Here is a 17,888-nt window from a genome sequence, read left to right on the forward strand (position 1 = left end):
CGCCTTGATGCGCGTCAGAAGTGCTTTGCGCGGCCCGCGCGGATCATTCGCGCCACCGCCGCACAACGGCACCACCTTGTCAGGAAATCCTCCATGAACCCCCTCGGCCTCCAGCTGCTGCACGCGCTCAAGCACCACGGCGCGCGCGAGATCTTCGGCATCCCCGGTGATTTCATCCTGCCCTTGTTCGCGCAGATCGAGGAAAGCGGCATCCTGCCGCTGGTCACGCTCAGCCACGAACCCTCGCTGGGTTTTGCCGCCGATGCCGCCGCGCGCATGCACTGCGGGCTGGGCGTGGTGGCCGTCACTTACGGCGCGGGTGCGCTCAACGTGGTCAATGCGGTGGCGGGGGCCTATGCCGAGCGCTCGCCGCTGGTGGTGCTGGCCGGCTGCCCCGGCGAGGTCGAGGCGCACTCCGGCCTGGTGCTGCACCACCAGGTGCGCCATGTCGATTCGCAGTGGCGCATCTTCCGCGAGATCACCTGCGACCAGGTGCGCCTGTCCGACCCCGCCACCGCGCCAGCCGACCTTGCCCGCGTGCTGCGCAGCTGCCGCGAATACTCGCAGCCCGTGCTCATCGAGGTGCCGCGCGACATGACGCTGCACCCCATGGCCGAGGTGCCGGTGCTGCCCCCCAGCCCGTTCAACGCAGCCGCCGTGGCCGAATGCGCCGACGAATGGATGGCCCGCATCCAGGCGGCCCGGCGCCCCGTGCTGGTGGTGGACGTGGAGGTGCGCCGCTTTGGCCTGGAAGCCCGCGTGGCCGAACTCGCGCGCCGCCTGCAGCTGCCGGTGCTCACCACCTTCATGGGCCGGGGCCTGCTCGCCGAGGACGCGGGACATGCCGGCGTGCCCTTCCACGGCACCTACCTGGGCGTGGCGGGCGCACCGGAGACCAGCGCGCTGCTTGACGACTCCGACCTGCCCGTGATGCTGGGCGCCATCCTGTCGGACAGCAACTTCGGCGTGAGCGCCCAGCGCATGGACTTCCGCCGCGCGCTCATCGCCGCGCACCGCGAGGCGCGCGTGGGCCACCACCTGTACCCGGACATCCCCCTGGCCGCGCTGGTGGAGGCGCTGCTGGACCGTGCCCCGGCAGCAGGCGTTGCGATGGCACGCGCGCTGCCACCCCCGCCCATCTGCCCCGAAGGCCTGGTGGCCGACGATGCGCCCGTGTGCGCGGCCGACCTCTCCCGCGCGCTCAACGACCGCATCCGCGCGCACGGCCCCATGAACATCGCCTCGGACATCGGCGACTGCCTGTTCGCCGCCATGGAGCTGCTGCCCACGCCGCTGGTGGCACCGGGCTACTACGCGTCGATGGGGTTCGGGGTGCCGGCCGGCATCGGCGCCCAGGTGGCCACGGGCCAGCGCAGCCTCATCCTGGTGGGCGACGGCGCCTTCCAGATGACGGGCTGGGAGCTGGGCAACTGCCCGCGCCTGGGGCTGGACCCCATCGCCATCGTGCTCAACAACCAGACCTGGGAAATGATCCGCGCGTTCCAGACCACGTCGCGCTGCGCCGCGCTCGGCGACTGGCACCTGGCCGATGCCGCCGACGCCCTGGGCGGGCGCGGCCACCGGGTGCACACGCGCGCCCAGTTCAAGGCGGCGCTCGATGCCGCGTTTGCCGAACGCGGGCGCTTCCAGCTCATCGAGCTGATGGTGCCGCCGGGCGACAGCACGCCCACGCTGCGGCGTTTTTCAGAGGGCATTCGCGCGCTGCGCGCGGGAAGGTAGCCCTCCCCGCCACACGCACGCGCGCGCCAGCCTGGCAGGGGGTGGGGCGATGCCGGTGGCCGGGCGGCTCAGCCGCCCACCACCCGCAGCACGTCGGCGCCGTAGGCTTCGAGCTTCTTCGCCCCCATGCCGCTGATGCCCTGCAGGTCGTCCAGCGTGCCCGGGTTGCGTTCGGCAATCGCCGCGAGCGTGGCGTCGTGGAAGATCACATACGCGGGCAGGTTGTGCTCGCGCGCCACCTCGGCGCGCCAGGCCTTGAGGTTGATGAAGCGCACCTGCGCGTCCGGGCCCAGGTTGGCGGCGGCGGCGGGCGGGGCGCTGCCCTTGCGCGTGCGCTTGGCCGGTGCGGACGACACCGATTCGCGCAGCTGCACCGGCACCTCGCCCTTGAGCACGGCGCGCGAGCCCTCGGTGAGGCACAGCGTGTCGAAGCTGTGGCCGCTGTCCAGCATCACCTTCTGAAGGCCTAAAGCGCCCGTGGCGATCAGCTGGCGCAGCACGCCGCGCAGTTGCGGTTCCGAGAGGTCCGCGCCAATGCCGAAGGTGGAGATTTTTTCGTGCCCGAACTGCGCGACCTTCTCGGTCTTCTTGCCGCGCAGGATGTCCATGATGTGCCCCGTGCCAAAGCTGATGCCGCTGGCCTGGTTCACGCGGTAGATGGTGGACAGCAGCTTGCGCGCCGCATCGGTCGCATCCCACACGGCGGGCGGGCTGATGCAGTTGTCGCAGTTGCCGCAGGGCGTGGAGGCTTCGCCAAAGTAGGCCAGCAGCCGCACGCGGCGGCAGTCGGTGGCCTCGGCCAGGGCCAGCAGCGCGTCGAGCTTGCCGCGCAGTGCCTGCTTGAACTCCTCGCCCGCCGGACTCTCGTCGATCATGCGGCGCTGGTTGACCACGTCGTTCAGGCCATAGGCCATCCAGGCATCGGCGTTGAGGCCGTCGCGGCCCGCGCGGCCGGTCTCCTGGTAGTAGCCCTCGATGTTCTTGGGCATGTCCACGTGCGCGACGAAGCGCACGTCGGGCTTGTCGATGCCCATGCCGAAGGCGATGGTGGCCACCATCACGATGCCTTCCTCGCGCAGGAAGCGGTCCTGGTTGCGCTGGCGCACCTTGGTGTCGAGCCCCGCGTGGTAGGGCAGGGCCGTGAGGCCGGCGTCGCTCAGCGTGGCCGCCAGCTCCTCCACGCGTTTCCTGGACTGGCAGTACACCACGCCCGCCTCGCCCGCGTGCTCGCGCTCGATGAAGCGCAGCAGCTGCGTGGTGGCGTCCTTCTTCTCGACGATGGTGTAGCGAATGTTGGGCCGGTCGAAGCTGCTGATGAACAGCCGCGCGTCTTCCAGCTGCAGCCGCTCGATGATGTCGGCGCGCGTGAGGTCGTCGGCCGTGGCCGTGAGCGCGATGCGCGGCACCCCCGCATAACGCTCGTGCAGCACCGTGAGCGCGCGGTACTCGGGGCGAAAGTCGTGGCCCCACTGGCTCACGCAATGCGCCTCGTCGATGGCGAAGAGCGACAGGTGGCCCTCGTGGTACAGGCTGTCGAGCAGGCCCAGGAAGCGCGGCGTGTTCAGCCGCTCGGGCGCCGCATACAGCAGCGTGATGTCGCCGGTCTGCAGGCGCAGCTCCACGTCCTGCGCCTCGTCAAAGCTCAGCGTGGAGTTCAAAAAGGCCGCATCCACCCCCGCCTCGTGCAGCGCGCCCACCTGGTCGTGCATCAGCGCGATCAGGGGCGAGATCACGATGGTCACGCCGCGCCCCTGCTGCTGGCGCACGATGGCCGGCACCTGGTAGCACAGCGACTTGCCGCCGCCCGTGGGCATCAACACCAGGGCATCGCTGCCCGCGATCACGTGTTCAACGATGGCCTGCTGGGGGCCGCGGAATTGCTCGTAGCCGAAGACGTCCTGCAGGACGGTATGGGCGGGGGACAAGGCGGGAGACAGGCGGGAGGACAAGCGGATACTCTAAAATTAATAGCTGGTAGCGCTTGTATGTCAAGCGCTAGAGGCCAATTTGACCAATACTTTCGCGGCGAGTGTGCCCGCTCGCGAAGGGGCTTATTGTGCGCCGGGTGCTATGTCCCAAGGATTGATCAGCACCACGGGTGCGCTGGCAAAGTCGCTCACGTTGCGCGTGACCACGGCCAGGCCATGCTCCAGCGCCGTCGCGGCAATCAGCGAGTCGAAAGCCGCCATCGGCTTGCCCGCTGCCTCGGCCTGCGCGCACAGGCGCGCCCAATACCCGGCCGTATCCCGTGTGAAGGCCAGAGTCCGCTGCCCAAACCCCGCCTGCACACTGGCGAGCCAAGTGGCCAGTTCGCTCTGGCGGCGCGAAGGAGGCAGTCGCACAATGCCTCGCTCCAGCTCGGCCAGTGTCAGAGCGGAGACAAACAGGTCGGCAGACGTGCGCGCGCCCATCCACTCCAGCACTGCGGGATTGGGCGCGGGCCGCACCAATTCAGACAGCAGGCAAGTGTCCAGCAGGTACTTCACTTCAGATCACTCCAGCGCCAACGTGCGAATGGGTTCGGCTGACCGTGCCGTATCCAGCGGCTCCCCGCGTGGCGCCTGCAACAGCAGAGACACCAGCGCATCCTCGCCCGCCAGCCGCCGGTACTCGGGCGCGGCCATCAGCACCACGGCGTCGTTGCCACGCCGGGTAACCAGTTGGGGGCCTTCGTTCAGTGCGCATTCCACCAGTTCGCTAAAGCGGCTTTTGGCGTCTTGTAGTTGCCAAGCATGCATAAAGGCTCCTTTTGCTGATTTGACTAGACTGACTAGTATGGTTGGGTGGCGTGATGCTGTCAAATCAAGAGGCCTTGCCAATCACCGGCTTACAATTTCGTACGGTGCCCACCCTGCTTGCACACGAGCAAAAAAGGCTCTCTTCTTCCTCTTCATTGATTTCATGCGGCCTCTATTCATAGAGTGCGCTGCCGTGGCTTAAACGTGTGCACTTTCCCGGCGTTGCGCGCTCGCTGAAGAAAGGTTTCACATGAACAACATCGCTTCGTTTGCGCGTCAGGCGCAAACCCACCTTCAAACGATTGCAGGCGCCGACCGTGCCAACGTCAAGCGGTCTCACGTCTATGAACTGCTGGCCGCTGCGCTGGGGCTCGGCTCCCACGCCGCACTGAAGGCCCATGGCCTGCTATGCCCCCTGCCATCGCAGCCGCTCCTGGCGCACTACGGTAACTTGCATCCTGGGCCATGCGCGGCGCGGGCCGAGGCGCTGGGCATGCCCCGTGAGCGCTGCGGGCCATTGGCGAAGCTGATGGAATCATGGCACGCGGACGATCCGCTCAAGGTATGGACCTGGTTTCACTACGCCTGGTTGCTGGGTAAGGATCTCACCCAAGGCGACTACCGGGCTATTCACGAGGATGGCTCCAGCTACGACGACGATGTGGGTGGGCCCATGTTCGTGGACGGGGTAGATGGCATCGAACTCCCCACGGCGGATGAATCCGTGCGCCAAGAAGCTCTGCGGGCGGCGCAATCCTTGTTCGCACGCATGAAGGCAGATTAGTCCAGGGTAGAAAGCCGTTTAGCCCGGCTTTCTACAATAGCGGCCTATGCAAGCCCTTCACTACACCCGCGCCGCGCAGCTGCCCGACATCCTCGCCCAACGCATCGTCATCCTCGACGGCGCCATGGGCACCATGATCCAGCGCTTCAAGCTGGGCGAGGCGCAGTACCGGGGCGAGGGCTACACGGGCCCCGACGGTGTGGGCGACCGGTTCAAGGACTTCCCGCGCGACGTGAAGGGCAACAACGAGTTGCTCAGCCTCACCCGCCCCGACGTGATCCGCGACATCCACGAGCGCTACCTGGCCGCGGGCGCCGACCTCATCGAGACCAACACCTTCGGCGCGACGACCATCGCGCAGGAGGACTACAAGATGGCCGACCTGGCGCGCGAGATGAATCTCAAGTCCGCCCGGCTGGCCCGCGCCGCCTGCGACAAATACTCCACGCCCGACAAGCCGCGCTTCGTCGCCGGCGCCCTGGGCCCCACGCCCAAGACGGCCAGCATCAGCCCCGACGTGAACGACCCCGGCGCGCGCAATGTGGACTTCGAGCAGCTGCGCGCCGCCTACTACGAGCAGACCGAGGCGCTGGTCGAGGGCGGCTCCGACGTGCTGCTGGTCGAGACCATCTTCGACACCCTCAACGCCAAGGCCGCGCTGTTCGCCATCGATGAGTTCTTTGAAAAAAGCGGCGAGCGCCTGCCCCTCATCATCAGCGGCACCGTCACCGACGCCTCGGGCCGCATCTTGAGCGGACAGACCGTGACCGCCTTCTGGCACAGCGTGCGCCACTCGCGCCCGCTGGCCATCGGCCTCAATTGCGCCCTGGGCGCCACGCTGATGCGCCCCTACATCCAGGAGCTGAACCGGGTGGCAGAGGACACGTTCATCAGCTGCTACCCCAACGCCGGCCTGCCCAACCCCATGAGCGACACGGGGTTTGACGAAACCCCCGAGATCACCAGCCGCCTGGTGCACGAGTTCGCGGCCGAGGGGCTGGTCAACATCCTGGGCGGCTGCTGCGGCACCACGCCGGACCACATCGGCGCCATCGCCAAGGCGGTGGAAAACGTGCCCACGCGCAAGATGTTCTACCCCGCTGAAGCCTGAATTTGGAGGCAAACTGGCCTCTGGCGCTGATCCAGAAAGCGCTGGTAGCTATAAAAAACGCAGCACTCAAATCGTCACTGCGCTGCGGTGGCGCATTGCCGGGCGCATGACTCTGCGGCACCCTTGCGCCTTCGGTTGAACTTTCGCCCGCACCCTTTGCCAGAACCCCGGCCCGCTCCCCATGTCCGTTACCGCCACCCTGCCCGAAACCCCTGTTGCTGAGGCCGCCGAGAAAGCCGCCGCCCACGCCGCGCTCAAGCTCGAAAAGCGCCTGGTGCGGCAAGTCGCCCAGGCCATTGGCGACTTTGGCCTGATCGAAGGCGGTGACAAGGTCATGGTCTGCGTGTCCGGCGGCAAGGACAGCTACGCCATGCTGGACGTGCTGCGTTTGCTGCAGCAGCGCAACGGCAACCGCTTCGAGCTGATCGCCGTCAACCTCGACCAGAAGCAGCCCGGCTTTCCGGCCCATGTGCTGCCCGAGTATCTGGCGAAGGTGGGCGTGCCCTTCCACATCGAGACGCAGGACACCTACAGCGTCGTCAAGGAGCACATCCCCGAGGGCAAGACCATGTGCAGCCTGTGCAGCCGCCTGCGCCGGGGCATCCTGTACCGCGTGGCCGACGAGCTGGGCTGCACCAAAATTGCACTCGGCCACCACCGCGACGACATGCTGCAGACCTTCTTCCTCAACATGTTCTTCGGCGGCAAGCTCAAGGGCATGCCGCCCAAGGTGCAGAGCGACCGGGGCGACCACCTCATCATCCGCCCGCTGGCCTATGTGGCCGAGGATGACCTCACGCGTTGGGCCGAGATCCGCAACTTCCCCATCATCCCCTGCACGCTGTGCGGCAGCCAGGAGAATCTGCAGCGCAAGCAGATCGGCCAGATGCTGCGCGACTGGCAGCAGCTGTACCCCGGCCGCATCGAAAACATGGCCGTGGCGCTGCGCAACCTGGTGCCTTCGCACTTCATGGACCCGCGCCAGTTCGACTTCAAGGGGTTGGTACCCAACGGCGTGGCCGACGCCGATGGTGACAAGGCCTTTGACGCCGAAGAACTGCCTGCGCAGGCCGTGGGCATGCTCGCGGGCCTGCCCCTGATGCCCCGCTGAACCCGACCCCCGACGATTTTTAGATTGGGCCACCCCATGACCACGCTCAAAGCCCCCGAACTGCTCCTGCCCGCCGGCTCGCTCGACAAGATGCGCGCCGCCTACGACTTCGGCGCCGACGCCGTGTACGCCGGCCAGCCGCGCTACTCCCTGCGCGCGCGCAACAACGAATTCAAGCTCGAGCAGATCCGCCAAGGCATCAGCGAGGCCCACACACGCGGCAAGAAGTTCTTTGTGACCAGCAACCTCATTGCGCACAACGACAAGATCCGCACCTACCTGCGCGACATTGAGCCCGTCATCGACCTGAAGCCCGACGCGTTGATCATGGCCGACGCGGGCCTGATCATGATGGTCAAGGAGAAGTGGCCCGAGCAGGTGGTGCACCTCTCCGTGCAGGCCAACACCACCAACTGGGCGGCGGTGAAGTTCTGGCAGAAGATGGGCGTGGAGCGCGTCATCCTCTCGCGCGAACTCAGCCTGGACGAGATCGAAAAAATCCGCCAGGAGTGTCCCGACATGGAGCTCGAAGTCTTCGTGCACGGCGCGCTGTGCATCGCGTACTCGGGCCGCTGCCTGCTCAGCGGCTACTTCAACCACCGCGACCCCAACCAGGGCACCTGCACCAACGCCTGCCGCTGGAACTACGCCACCCATGACGCCGACATCGACCCGACCACCGGCGAAGCCATTGCCCGGAAGATGGAGGGTGACTTCAACTTCGAGGCCGCGCAGCAGAAGGCAGAGCAGGCTTTTGCGTCCACCACCGGCAGCGGCGAGCGCCACCCCAAGGCCGACAAGGTCTACCTGATCGAAGAAGCCGGCCGGCCCGGGCAGATGATGCCCATCATGGAAGACGAGCACGGCACGTACATCATGAACAGCAAGGACCTGCGCGCGGTGGAGCACGTGGCGCGCCTGGCGCAGATCGGCGTCGATTCGCTCAAGATCGAAGGCCGCACCAAGAGCCTGTACTACGTGGCCCGCACCGCCCAGGTCTACCGCCGCGCCATCGACGACGCCGTGGCCGGCCGCCCGTTCAACCCCGAGCTGCTCATCGAGCTCGAAGGCCTGTCCAACCGGGGCTACACCGGCGGCCTGCTGGAGCGGCGCCCCAGCAACGACTACCAGAACTACATCAACGGCCACTCCACCACGCAGCGCAGCCAGTTCGTGGGCGAGGTGCTGGGCGCCGAGGGGCAGGCCGAAGTGGGGCTGCAAGGCGACTGGGTGTTGGTCGAAACCAAGAACCACTTTGCGGTGGACGACCTGATCGAAGTGGTGCACCCCAGCGGCAACATCACCGTGCGGCTGGACCAGATGCGCAATGCGGAAGGCCAACCGGTGGCGGTGGCGCAAGGCAACCCGGTGCGCGTGTGGATTCCGCTGCCTGCGCGCTATACCGGCGCGCTGCTGGCCCGCGTGGTGGAGGCACCGCCTGCGGCCGCGGCGGCCGAACCCGCCGTCGTGGCTTGAGCGGGACGCACCGCCATGTGGACGCACCATCGCAGCGGCGCGCCGGTTTTGGCACTGTCGGTTGTGGCCGCGCTTGCCAGCGCCAGCGCCCTGGCGCAGGGCTCCACTGCAGGCGCGCCGCAGTTGGCGCCCGCCAAGGTGCGCTATGTACAGGGCTCCTGGGTCAACCTGCGCGAGTCGGCCCAGGCCCAAGCCAGCGTGCTGGCCCAGGTGCCGGCCAACACTGCGCTGGAGCAGCTCACTGAGCGCGACGGCTGGTGCGCCGTGCTCTATCGGGGCGATGTGCGCCTCGGCCCCGCATTGGCGGCACCGTTGCAAGCCCATGTGTCCTGCAATCTGCTGTCTGACCAGCCCCTGACCCTGGCCCAGGTGGGCAAGGACGCAGCCCGCGCCTTCTGGGTGGCACCATCGCCCAACCGGCTGCGTGCCTATGGCAACGCCTTGCCCCGGCCCGCCGCGCTGCAGCTCAATGCCCTGGTCAAGACCCACGCGCCTGAGGCCCCCGTGCAGTACCCGGTGCGCCCGGAGTTTGAAGCGGCCAAGAAGCTGTTGCGCGCAGGCGTGCCGCTGCGGCCCGAGCAGGAGATTGACCGGGGCGAGCCCGTCGACCCGCTCGCCGACCTGAAGCTGGCCACCCGCGCGGTGGACCACATCCCCGCCGTGGCTCCCCTCGCCACGCGGCCCGTTCTGCCCGCGATTGCCCCGTCGTACTTCCGCACCCACGCCAGCGTGGCCCTGCTGCACGAAACGGATGCCGATGGCCTGGCGGCGGTGGCGGGAACCCGCATCAGCGTGGTCCCCACCGGCGCGCCGCATGGCAGCTTCAACCGCCACATGGGGCCCGAGATCGAGTTCGTGACCGGCTTCTGGGACGTGGGGTCTGCCGACCTGGCCTTTGCCCCCGCGCTCACCCTGTATGCCATCACCCACCAGGGGCTGGTCGGCGCACGGGCCCTGCGCCAGCGCTACTGGGACATCAGCAACGCCGACCACTACTGCGGCGGCCACTACCCCGGCAAGGGCTTCGGCGACCCGCGCGAGGACGAAACGGTTCCCGTGCGCGGCTACGCCAGACTGTCCGACACCGCCGAGGTGCTGGTCCGCCTGGCCGTGCCCGGCAGGCTGCCGCCCGATGCCGTGAAGGTGAAGACCCGCCGCTACGCCACGAGCTGGATGCAGCCCGCCGACCCGCCCATCCGGGACAAGCCCCAGCGCAAGCACACGGCGGTGCTGGTGCATGAGATCGACGTGGACCGTGACGGCATGGCCGACATCCTGCGCATCGACACCCCTGCGCCCGGTGGCATGAGCTTTGAGCCGGTTTTTGACTGGCGCTGGTACCTGAACATCAACGGCCAGTGGTTCCGGGCGGGGTACTGGGTGGATCAGGAGTGCACGTGAGGCGCTCCGCAAAAGGTGAGTATTAGAACGAATCAAACCGCACCGCAATGATCCTGAGTAAAAGCCTGGAGTCTTGTGTCCGTCCTCTCGTCGCCGAGACAGGAATCGAAGAAGCCCCCCACCGTGTTTGGGCAAGTTCGTTTCTTGTCGGTTTGAACCGAAGATGCTTCTTGGTCACTACACGGCATGGACTTCGCCCATACGAGGATCTTTCCCCGTTGTGTGTCGTCAGCCCAAAAGGCTGCTTGTTCGAGCTGATTGATGTTTTCTACATGCCCCTCGATGCCTACGGCGAGGACCATTTCGACATTGCAGTAATTGAACTCAACCTGCAGAAGCTGGGGGGAGATTTGGGAGAAACGCCCATTCTTCCTCTTGACCCCAGTGAGCGAGATGGGATGAGCTACCGAGAGATCTCGCCATTTAGAGTGCTAGGCTTTCCTAATGACCATACCTATGTGGACTACGACCGAGGAGAGGTTGTGGAAGGGCTTGTCACACTAGAAGCCAACTACGTCGGACCTACTGAGAGCCCTTGGATTCACCAGCTGACTGTGCCAACTCCTCCTCCCCTATCAACGTTTTCAGGTTTTAGCGGTGGGCCTGTTTTCGCGATTTCGCGAAGTCTTGGGAAACCAGCTGTGCCGGTCTTTGCGGGTATGGCACTTCAGGGAAGTATCCAGTCACGGATTGTTCGGTTTGTCGTGAGAGAGCGTGTGGAAGATATGGTTCGGGCGCGAATAACCCGAGGGTAGGGCCTAGGCTTTCGGTTGCCGCAACAACGCCGCCAACACCAGCGCCTCCGCCACCACTTCCAGCGCTTCCTCCAGCGTGGCCAGCAGCACAGGCAACTCCGGTAGCGAGGGCGCATGCGGCTGCACCTCCGGCCACTGGTCCACGCCAATTGCCACCAGCCCCACCGCGAATCCCGCCCACAGCAGGGCACGAGTGCTGCTGTGGCTCAGTCCCCGGTGCAACCAGGCCAGCGTGACCAAGCCCACCCCAGCCACCGCGAGCATGGGCGCCTCGCGCACGGCGCCCCAGCGGCAGGCATCGGTCCATTCGTGGCAGCGGAACTTCCAAAGCTCGTGCAGCATGAACTGCTCGTCCAGCGCCAGCGCGCCGAAGGCCAGCACCAGCCACACGCCCAGCCGCCCGGGCAGGCAGCGCTCGGCCGTCAGGCGCAGCGCGGTGATGCACAGCGTGAGCAGCAGCGCGCTCGACAGCCACGATGCGGGCGAGTTGTCGGAGCGGAACGCGCGCTCCCAGCCCGGCGCAAAGATCCACGCGCTGAACAGCAGAAACCCCGCCGCCGCGCCCAGCAGGGCGGGTGCGACCCCCGGGTGGGGCGCCCGCGTGGGGCCGGGCGTGTGGTGGGATGGTGGGGCAGGGTGTTGGCGCATGGCGAGCTTGGAACCACGGGGCACCGGCACCGGGTGGTGCCAGTGGACCGACGCAATTTTGAATCAGATAGGCCGCTGGCGCCGGAATGTAGTGCATTTTCAGCTATGCATTTGGTAGCTTGTTGATGGTTTTGCACGCTGCGGGCGGCGTGCCCTGTTCACGCCCGTGGAATCGCTTCAGAATCGGAAACTCCCACGCTTGTCCGGTATGGCCCTCCCCATCGACCCCTCCCGCAGCGCGCTGCCGCCCGTGGCCCAGTTCCTGGCCGAAGCGGCCCTGCAGCGGCAGGCCGCGCTGCTGGGGCTGGACAAGCCCGGCCCCGCGACCGCGACGCTGCCCACGGCCGACCCGAGCGCGCCTCCGCCCACACCGACCTCTCCCAGCCCGCCCGCCGGACCTCTGCCCGCCCCGGCGGCCGACAAGGCCAGCATCTCGGCGCAGGCGCGCGAGCAGCTCGGCGCAGGGTTTGAACCACGGCGTGGGGTGGTGGGCAACGTGGCCGCCGCTGCGGCCCCCGGCGCCAGGGCCGGCGCCGCGCCGCGGGGGGCGCCGGCACCGCCGCCGCTGCCCGTGGGCGCGCCTGTACCAGCCTCCTCCACGGCATCCGTGTCGGGCGCCGACTGGCCCGCCACGGGGCTGGGTGCGCCGCTGCTGCGCATGGTGGGTGCGCTGGTGGCGCAGCTCACGGCGGGCAGTGTGGCGCCACAGCGGGTCACGGCCGCCCAGCCCTGGCCCATCGGGCTGGCGCAGGCGCTGGAAAGCGGCGCGGTGGACGCAGAGGCGCCGCCGCTGCAGACCTGGCTGGTGCGCCAGGGCAGCGTGCAGACGCCCGAAGGCCCGCGCGGCTTTGCGCTGACCCTGCGCGTGCCGGTGCCGTGGCTGGCGTCGCAGGCGCCTTCGGCTGCCGCATCCGCAGCGGCGGCGGCCGCCACGCCCTCCACGGCGGCGCCGCTGCAGGTGCCGTTCACGGGCAGTGCGCAGTCGCTGCAGTCCGGGGTGTTCGCGCTGGTGCTGCAAGGGCTGGAGGCCTCGGCGCCCCGCACCAGCGCCTTGCTGGTGATGGATTTCCAGCCGCAGATGCCCGCTGCCGTGTATGGCCGCGACCTGCTGGCGCAGCTGCGCATGGACCCGTGGACGCAGATGGCCGTGCTGCAGGCCAGCGGCCAGGTGCCGCGCGAGGAGGACCGCGCCCGCAACGGCGCCTCCGGTTTGTGCGAGACCGTGGGCTGCCCTTATGCGGCCCGCGCGGAGTGCGCCCAGCCTTTCTGCCTGGCGCAGCGCGGGGTGCGGCCACCGGAGCCGGTGGGCCCCGCGCCCGGCGCCTAGACCCTGTTCGTCCCGGACTTTTCGGGGATCGCGCTGGCGGGGCGCGGCCTCGCGGGTCAGCGGGTCTTGTGCAGGATGTCCGCGTGGCGCGACCGCGTGATGGGGTAGGCCACCAGCAGCGGAACGGCCAGCACCAGGCACAGCGCCGGCAGCACGCCGGTCATCAGGGTGATGCCCTGCAGCGCGCTGGCCGACTGCGCCACGTTGGGCACGTAGCCCGTCACGTCCAGCATGCCGGCCACCATCACCGTGGCCAGCGTGCGTGCCAGCTTGTCCATCAGGCCGTACAGGCCGTAGTACATGCCCGTCTTGCGCTCGCCGGCCTGCATGTGGCCGTGGTCGATGGTGTCGGGAACCATGGCGAAGGGCACGATCCAGTGCGCGCCCATGCCGATGCCGATGACGACCAGGATGCCCATGACCAGGCGCTGGTCGCCCGGCCCCACCCAGTACAGCGCCACCAGGCCGCCCGCGCACAGCACCAGGCCCAGGACGTACGCCCAGTTCTTTTCCCAGCGGTCGACCACGACCTTCCACACGAACAGCGACAGGCCCACCACGCCGAGCAGCGTGCCCATGTAGCGCGGCAGGTCGCCCTTGTCGCCCTGCAGCTGGTAGATCACGAAGTACGCGAGCGAGGCCTGCACCAGCGTGAGGCCCAGGCGCACCAGGGTCGCAGCGCTCATCAGCAGCAGGAAAGGGCGGTTGCGCAGCGTGGTGCGCAGGGTTTCGCGCACGCTGTCCCACATGGGTTGGCGGTCGCTGGCGTCGGCGGCGGGCTCGGCGCCGCCCTGGGGCTCGCGCACGCGCCAGGCCACCACGGCCACGGCCGCGCCGGCGATCAGGCCGAAGCACGAGCCCGCGAGTGCATAGCCGGTGCGGGCGTCGGGCGCGGCCCGCACCAGCACCGGCATGAACACGCTGCCCGCGAAGAAGCCCAGCAGCGCACCCATGGAGGCATGGGCCGTGAGGCTGGTGCGCTCGTCGTAGTCGGTGGTCATGTTCGCGGCCATCGCCTGGTAGGGCAGCTGCACCAGCGTCATGAGCGTGTCGAACACGGTGTACGTGATGGCGATCCACAGGAACGCGGCCACCGGCGACAGGCCCGGCGGCACCATCCACACCGCGGCTGCCGCAATGCCCAGCGGGAGGGCTCCGTAGACGAGGTAGACGCGGTGACGGCCCCAGCGCGAGCGCGTGCGGTCGGTCACCCAGCCGAACAGCGGGTCGTTGACGGTATCCCACACCTTGCCCACCAGCAGCGCCGCGCCTGCCACGGCCGGCGCGACCAGGGCCACGTCGGTGTAGAAGATCATGAGCATGAAATTCATCGCCGCGATCAGCATCTGCAGGCCGACGTTGCCGACCGCGTAGCTGAGCTTGGTGCCGAGGGTCAGGGGCGATGGCGTGGTGCTGCCCGGCGCGTGGCTGTGGTGCATCACGGTGCCACCGCCGGGACGTACGAAGGCACCGCGGCGGGCGTGGGCGCACTGGAGGCTGCGGCGCGCGGCGGCGCGGCTTCGAGCATCAGCCGCACTTCGCGGCGCAGCATCTTGTTCAGGAAGCTGCGCGGAATCTCCTCGACGATGCGGACATCGTCGGGGCACAGGGTGGCGGGCAGCTGCTGCGCCAGGTACTGCGCGATCTCGCCCTCCAGCGTGCCCCAGTCCTGCCCCTTGCGCCAGCTCCGGCGCAGGCTCAGCACCAGCAAGGCCTGCGCGCCATGCTGCACCAGGCAGGCCTCCTTGACCGAGGGGTGGGTGTGGGCCACCTCCTCCACTTCGCGCGGGTTCAGCAGCTGCCCATCGCGCGAGACGCGGTCGGCGCTGCGCCCCAGCACGTGCAGGTAGCCCGCCGTGTCGAAATAGCCCAGGTCGCCCATCACCACCCAGCCGTCGCGCAGGGTCTCGCCGGTCTTTTCGGGGTCGAGCCAGTAGCCGTCGAAGCGCACGGGCGTCAGCACGGTGATCAGGCCCATCTCGCCCTGCGGCAGCGGCGTGAAGTCGTCGCCGCGGATGACCACCTGCACGCCGGGCATGACCCGGCCCACGGTGGAGAGCACCTCCAGGCCGAGCGGGTTGCCCTGGGCATCCACGTGTTCGTGCGGCAGCAGCCAGGTGATGGGCGGCAGGGCCTCCAGGCAGCCGTAGCCCTGCTGGAAGATCGGCCCGAAGCGGCGGATGGCCTCGGCGATCTTGGGCGCGGGCATCATCTCCGAACCATAGGGCACGTGGGTCAGCGACGACAGGTCGTACTGGTCCAGCGTGGGCTCGTCCAGCAGGTCGATGATGGCCGAAGGCGAGAGGAAGGCGCGCGACACGCGGTGCTTCTGGATCAGCCCCGCGAGCGTGCTGGCGCGGAAGTCCTCGGGCATCACCAGCGCCGCGCCCGAGAGCAGCGTGGGCAGCACCAGGCCCGAGCCCGGCCCGGTGAGCGGCAGGCCCAGCATGTTCACGTCGGGGCCGTGGGCGGGTGGCCTGAAGTCGATGGCGCGCGAGATCAGGCGCACGCTGTCCAGGTACTTGCGGTTGCTGTAGCCGATGGACTTGGGCAGGCCCGTGGTGCCCGAGGTCATGTGCAGCGCGAACACGTCGTCCTCGTGCACCTCGGCGGTGCCTGCGGTGGGGGTGGCCTGCGCCAGCGCCTGTTCGTACTCATCCCCCAGCGCCAGCAGGCGCAGGCCGGGCAGCTGCTCGCGCACGGCCTGCAGGATGGGGGCGCTCAGCAGCGGGTCGTGGATGAACACCGTGGGCTTGACGCGGCCCATGGTGGTGAGTGCCGCATCGGCCGGCAGGTGCTTGTGGAAGCTCGCGAAGATGGTGCCGTTCTCGAACGTGGCCAGGCGGGTTTCGTACTGCTCGCCGGTCTCGGGCAGCCAGGTGAACACGACGTCGCCCTTCTTCACGCCCTGCGCCTGCATCCAGGCCTGCAGGCGCAACACGCGCTCGTGCAGCTGTGCGTAGGTGAGCGTGCCGCGCCGGTCGATGAGCGCGGGCTTGTGGGGGTGCAGGCGGTACGCCAGGCGGGCGACGGCGCGGGCGGTGCGCAAGCGGTTCAGGAGAAAGCGCGCCACCAGGCTGCGCAGGGAAGGTAAGGCCACCGGAAGTCTCCCAGGAGGGGCGTGAAAGCAAGGTCAAGGAAGTTTTTCACGCGCACCCGTGGCAAAAGATGACCATTTGTACCTGCGCGTATCTTCTTGTTTCTGCTTCGGCTGTGCGGTCGCTTTGGCTCCGTGAACGGCGGTGCGCGCCACGTGCCCGTCGCCGTGGCGCAACAAGCAGGCCGGCGCACCGTGCGCAGACAAAGAAAAAACCGCCAGGCCGGATCACGGCGTGGCGGTTGTTTGGCAAGGCCCGCCCCGGTAAGGGCGTGGCCAGGATGGCGGACTAGAAAGTGCCCCTGCGCAATCAGGCGGCGCCTTCACGCCAGGCCACCGGCGTGTCCCCTCGGGGGAAGCGGCGCAGCCGCTGCGGGCGCTTACGGATACAGGCCGCGCATTTCGCGGGCGTGCAGGATGCGCTGGCAGGCCACGATGAAGGTGGCGGTGCGCAGGCTCACCTTGTGCTCCTGCGCCACTTGCCAGATGCCCGCGAAGGCCTCTTGCATGATGCGCACCAGGCGGGCGTTGATCTCGTCCTCGCTCCAGAAGAAGCTGGAAAAATCCTGCACCCATTCGAAGTAGCTCACCGTCACGCCGCCGGCATTGGCGATCACGTCGGGCAGCACCAGCACGCCCTTGTCGTGCAGGATGTCGTCGGCCTCGGTGGTCGTGGGGCCGTTGGCGCCTTCGATCACGAGCCTGGCCTTGATCTGGCCCGCGTTGTCCTTGGTGATCTGGCCTTCGAGCGCGGCGGGGATCAGGATCTCGCAATCCACGCCCCAGAACTCCTCTGGCTGCATCACATCGGCGCCGGCGAAGCCGCCCACGCCACCCCGGGTCTTCACGTGCGCCAGCAGCGCGGGCACGTCCAGGCCCTTGCCGTTGAAGATGGTGCCGGTGTGGTCCTGCACGGCCACCACCTTGGCGCCCGCTTCGGCAAACAGCTTGGCCGCGATGCCGCCCACATTGCCAAAGCCCTGCACGGCCACGCGGGCGCCGTCGAGCGCCAGGCCGGTGAGCTTGGCGGCTTCCACGCCCACGGTGAACACGCCGCGGCCGGTGGCCTCCACACGGCCGAGCGAGCCGCCCAGGTCCACGGGCTTGCCGGTCACCACGCCGGTGGCGGTGGCGCCCACGTTCATGGAATACGTGTCCATCATCCAGGCCATGATCTGGCCGTTGGTGTTCACGTCGGGGGCGGGGATGTCCTTGGAGGGGCCGATCAGCAGGCCGATCTCGCTGGTGTAGCGGCGCGTCAGGCGCTCCAGCTCACCCATCGACAGCTTCTTGGGGTCCACGCGGATACCGCCCTTGGCACCGCCGTAGGGCACGTTCACGGCGGCGTTCTTGACCGACATCCAGGCCGACAGGGCCATCACTTCGGACAGTGTCACGTCCTGGTGGAAACGCACGCCGCCCTTGCCGGGGCCCCGGCTCAGGTTGTGCTGCACGCGGTAGCCCTCGTAGTGGGCGATGGTGCCGTTGTCCAGCTCGATCGGCACGTCCACGATCAGGATGCGCTTGGGGCGCTTGAGCGTTTCCACCCAACGCGCCAGGCTGCCCAGGTAGGGGGTGACGCGGTCTACCTGCTGCAGGTAGTTGCCCCAGGGGCCGAGGTGGTCGGCCTGCAGGTACGAGGGCAGGGTGTGGACTGCGCCTGCGGGGTTGGAGGCTGGGGCGCCCGTGGATGAAGACAT

The 17,888-nt window shown here is 68.1% G+C and carries 15 protein-coding genes; 8 read left to right on the forward strand and 7 right to left on the reverse strand.

Features of this window, described 5'->3' with window-relative positions:
• Nucleotides 1-93: 93 nt before the first annotated feature.
• On the forward strand, nt 94-1,740 hold the full coding sequence (gene ipdC, locus AC07OC_RS12325; RefSeq protein WP_494601271.1) for an indolepyruvate/phenylpyruvate decarboxylase: 1,647 nt from the start codon (nt 94-96) through the stop codon (nt 1,738-1,740).
• Between the two features lie 68 nt (nt 1,741-1,808).
• On the opposite strand, the gene recQ is transcribed toward ipdC, so the two are convergent.
• The 3 genes from recQ to AC07OC_RS12340 form a co-directional block, all read right to left on the reverse strand.
• Entirely contained in the window at nt 1,809-3,665 is a 1,857-nt protein-coding gene (gene recQ / locus AC07OC_RS12330; protein ID WP_492808271.1) for a DNA helicase RecQ, read from the reverse strand.
• 126 nt (nt 3,666-3,791) lie between these two features.
• On the reverse strand, nt 3,792-4,226 hold the full coding sequence (locus AC07OC_RS12335; protein ID WP_492244791.1) for a type II toxin-antitoxin system VapC family toxin: 435 nt from the start codon (nt 4,224-4,226) through the stop codon (nt 3,792-3,794).
• Nucleotides 4,227-4,232: 6 nt separating this feature from the next.
• Entirely contained in the window at nt 4,233-4,478 is a 246-nt protein-coding gene (locus AC07OC_RS12340) for a type II toxin-antitoxin system Phd/YefM family antitoxin (RefSeq protein ID WP_008904540.1), read from the reverse strand.
• Between the two features lie 250 nt (nt 4,479-4,728).
• On the opposite strand from AC07OC_RS12340, the gene AC07OC_RS12345 reads away from it, so the two are divergent.
• The 6 genes from AC07OC_RS12345 to AC07OC_RS12370 all read left to right on the forward strand — a co-directional run bounded on the left by AC07OC_RS12345 (nt 4,729) and on the right by AC07OC_RS12370 (nt 11,116).
• Nucleotides 4,729-5,262 carry a hypothetical protein gene (locus tag AC07OC_RS12345; RefSeq protein WP_218339209.1) on the forward strand — a complete coding sequence of 178 codons (534 nt, stop codon included), beginning with the start codon at nt 4,729-4,731 and terminating at the stop codon, nt 5,260-5,262.
• 46 nt (nt 5,263-5,308) lie between these two features.
• Nucleotides 5,309-6,373 carry a homocysteine S-methyltransferase family protein gene (locus AC07OC_RS12350; protein WP_218296535.1) on the forward strand — a complete coding sequence of 355 codons (1,065 nt, stop codon included), beginning with the start codon at nt 5,309-5,311 and terminating at the stop codon, nt 6,371-6,373.
• Between the two features lie 181 nt (nt 6,374-6,554).
• Nucleotides 6,555-7,484 (forward strand): tRNA 2-thiocytidine(32) synthetase TtcA, encoded by a 930-nt coding sequence (gene ttcA, locus AC07OC_RS12355; protein WP_494601273.1) that lies wholly within the window; start codon nt 6,555-6,557, stop codon nt 7,482-7,484.
• Between the two features lie 36 nt (nt 7,485-7,520).
• Entirely contained in the window at nt 7,521-8,960 is a 1,440-nt protein-coding gene (trhP, locus tag AC07OC_RS12360) for a prephenate-dependent tRNA uridine(34) hydroxylase TrhP (protein WP_218339207.1), read from the forward strand.
• A gap of 15 nt (nt 8,961-8,975) precedes the next feature.
• Nucleotides 8,976-10,361: an SH3 domain-containing protein gene (locus tag AC07OC_RS12365; protein WP_218339206.1), complete on the forward strand. Its 1,386-nt coding sequence runs from the start codon at nt 8,976-8,978 to the stop codon at nt 10,359-10,361.
• A gap of 245 nt (nt 10,362-10,606) precedes the next feature.
• Entirely contained in the window at nt 10,607-11,116 is a 510-nt protein-coding gene (locus AC07OC_RS12370; protein WP_218339205.1) for a hypothetical protein, read from the forward strand.
• Between the two features lie 3 nt (nt 11,117-11,119).
• On the opposite strand, the gene AC07OC_RS12375 is transcribed toward AC07OC_RS12370, so the two are convergent.
• The gene (locus tag AC07OC_RS12375; RefSeq protein WP_218339204.1) at nt 11,120-11,764 is read right to left on the reverse strand and encodes a DUF8692 domain-containing protein; all 645 of its coding nucleotides are present in this window, start codon (nt 11,762-11,764) and stop codon (nt 11,120-11,122) included.
• 208 nt (nt 11,765-11,972) lie between these two features.
• Between AC07OC_RS12375 and AC07OC_RS12380 the strand changes: the two genes are divergently transcribed.
• Nucleotides 11,973-13,091 (forward strand): hypothetical protein, encoded by a 1,119-nt coding sequence (locus AC07OC_RS12380; protein ID WP_494601276.1) that lies wholly within the window; start codon nt 11,973-11,975, stop codon nt 13,089-13,091.
• Nucleotides 13,092-13,147: 56 nt separating this feature from the next.
• Here the strand turns inward: AC07OC_RS12380 and AC07OC_RS12385 are convergent, their stop codons facing one another.
• From AC07OC_RS12385 to AC07OC_RS12395, 3 genes are all read right to left on the reverse strand, one after another.
• Complete coding sequence (locus AC07OC_RS12385) at nt 13,148-14,530, reverse strand: MFS transporter (protein WP_494601278.1); 1,383 nt, start codon at nt 14,528-14,530, stop codon at nt 13,148-13,150.
• Nucleotides 14,530-16,191 carry a class I adenylate-forming enzyme family protein gene (locus AC07OC_RS12390; protein WP_494601280.1) on the reverse strand — a complete coding sequence of 554 codons (1,662 nt, stop codon included), beginning with the start codon at nt 16,189-16,191 and terminating at the stop codon, nt 14,530-14,532. The genes AC07OC_RS12385 and AC07OC_RS12390 overlap by 1 nt, the downstream gene beginning before the upstream one ends.
• Before the next feature lie 377 nt (nt 16,192-16,568).
• Nucleotides 16,569-17,888, reverse strand: coding sequence for a Glu/Leu/Phe/Val family dehydrogenase (locus AC07OC_RS12395; RefSeq protein ID WP_218296543.1), 1,320 nt, complete (start codon nt 17,886-17,888; stop codon nt 16,569-16,571).

Source organism: Acidovorax sp. GW821-FHT10E04 (genome assembly GCF_059415185.1).

Bases quoted from the DNA above. Each gene is read 5' to 3' on its own strand.
- ipdC (WP_494601271.1), top strand. From the start codon at position 94: ATGAACCCCCTCGGCCTCCAGCTGCTGCACGCGCTCAAGCACCACGGC.
- AC07OC_RS12340 (WP_008904540.1), bottom strand. From the start codon at position 4,478: ATGCATGCTTGGCAACTACAAGACGCCAAAAGCCGCTTTAGCGAACTG.
- AC07OC_RS12345 (WP_218339209.1), top strand. From the start codon at position 4,729: ATGAACAACATCGCTTCGTTTGCGCGTCAGGCGCAAACCCACCTTCAA.
- AC07OC_RS12350 (WP_218296535.1), top strand. From the start codon at position 5,309: ATGCAAGCCCTTCACTACACCCGCGCCGCGCAGCTGCCCGACATCCTC.
- ttcA (WP_494601273.1), top strand. From the start codon at position 6,555: ATGTCCGTTACCGCCACCCTGCCCGAAACCCCTGTTGCTGAGGCCGCC.
- trhP (WP_218339207.1), top strand. From the start codon at position 7,521: ATGACCACGCTCAAAGCCCCCGAACTGCTCCTGCCCGCCGGCTCGCTC.
- AC07OC_RS12365 (WP_218339206.1), top strand. From the start codon at position 8,976: ATGTGGACGCACCATCGCAGCGGCGCGCCGGTTTTGGCACTGTCGGTT.
- AC07OC_RS12375 (WP_218339204.1), bottom strand. From the start codon at position 11,764: ATGCGCCAACACCCTGCCCCACCATCCCACCACACGCCCGGCCCCACG.
- AC07OC_RS12380 (WP_494601276.1), top strand. From the start codon at position 11,973: ATGGCCCTCCCCATCGACCCCTCCCGCAGCGCGCTGCCGCCCGTGGCC.
- AC07OC_RS12385 (WP_494601278.1), bottom strand. From the start codon at position 14,530: ATGCACCACAGCCACGCGCCGGGCAGCACCACGCCATCGCCCCTGACC.
- AC07OC_RS12395 (WP_218296543.1), bottom strand. From the start codon at position 17,888: ATGTCTTCATCCACGGGCGCCCCAGCCTCCAACCCCGCAGGCGCAGTC.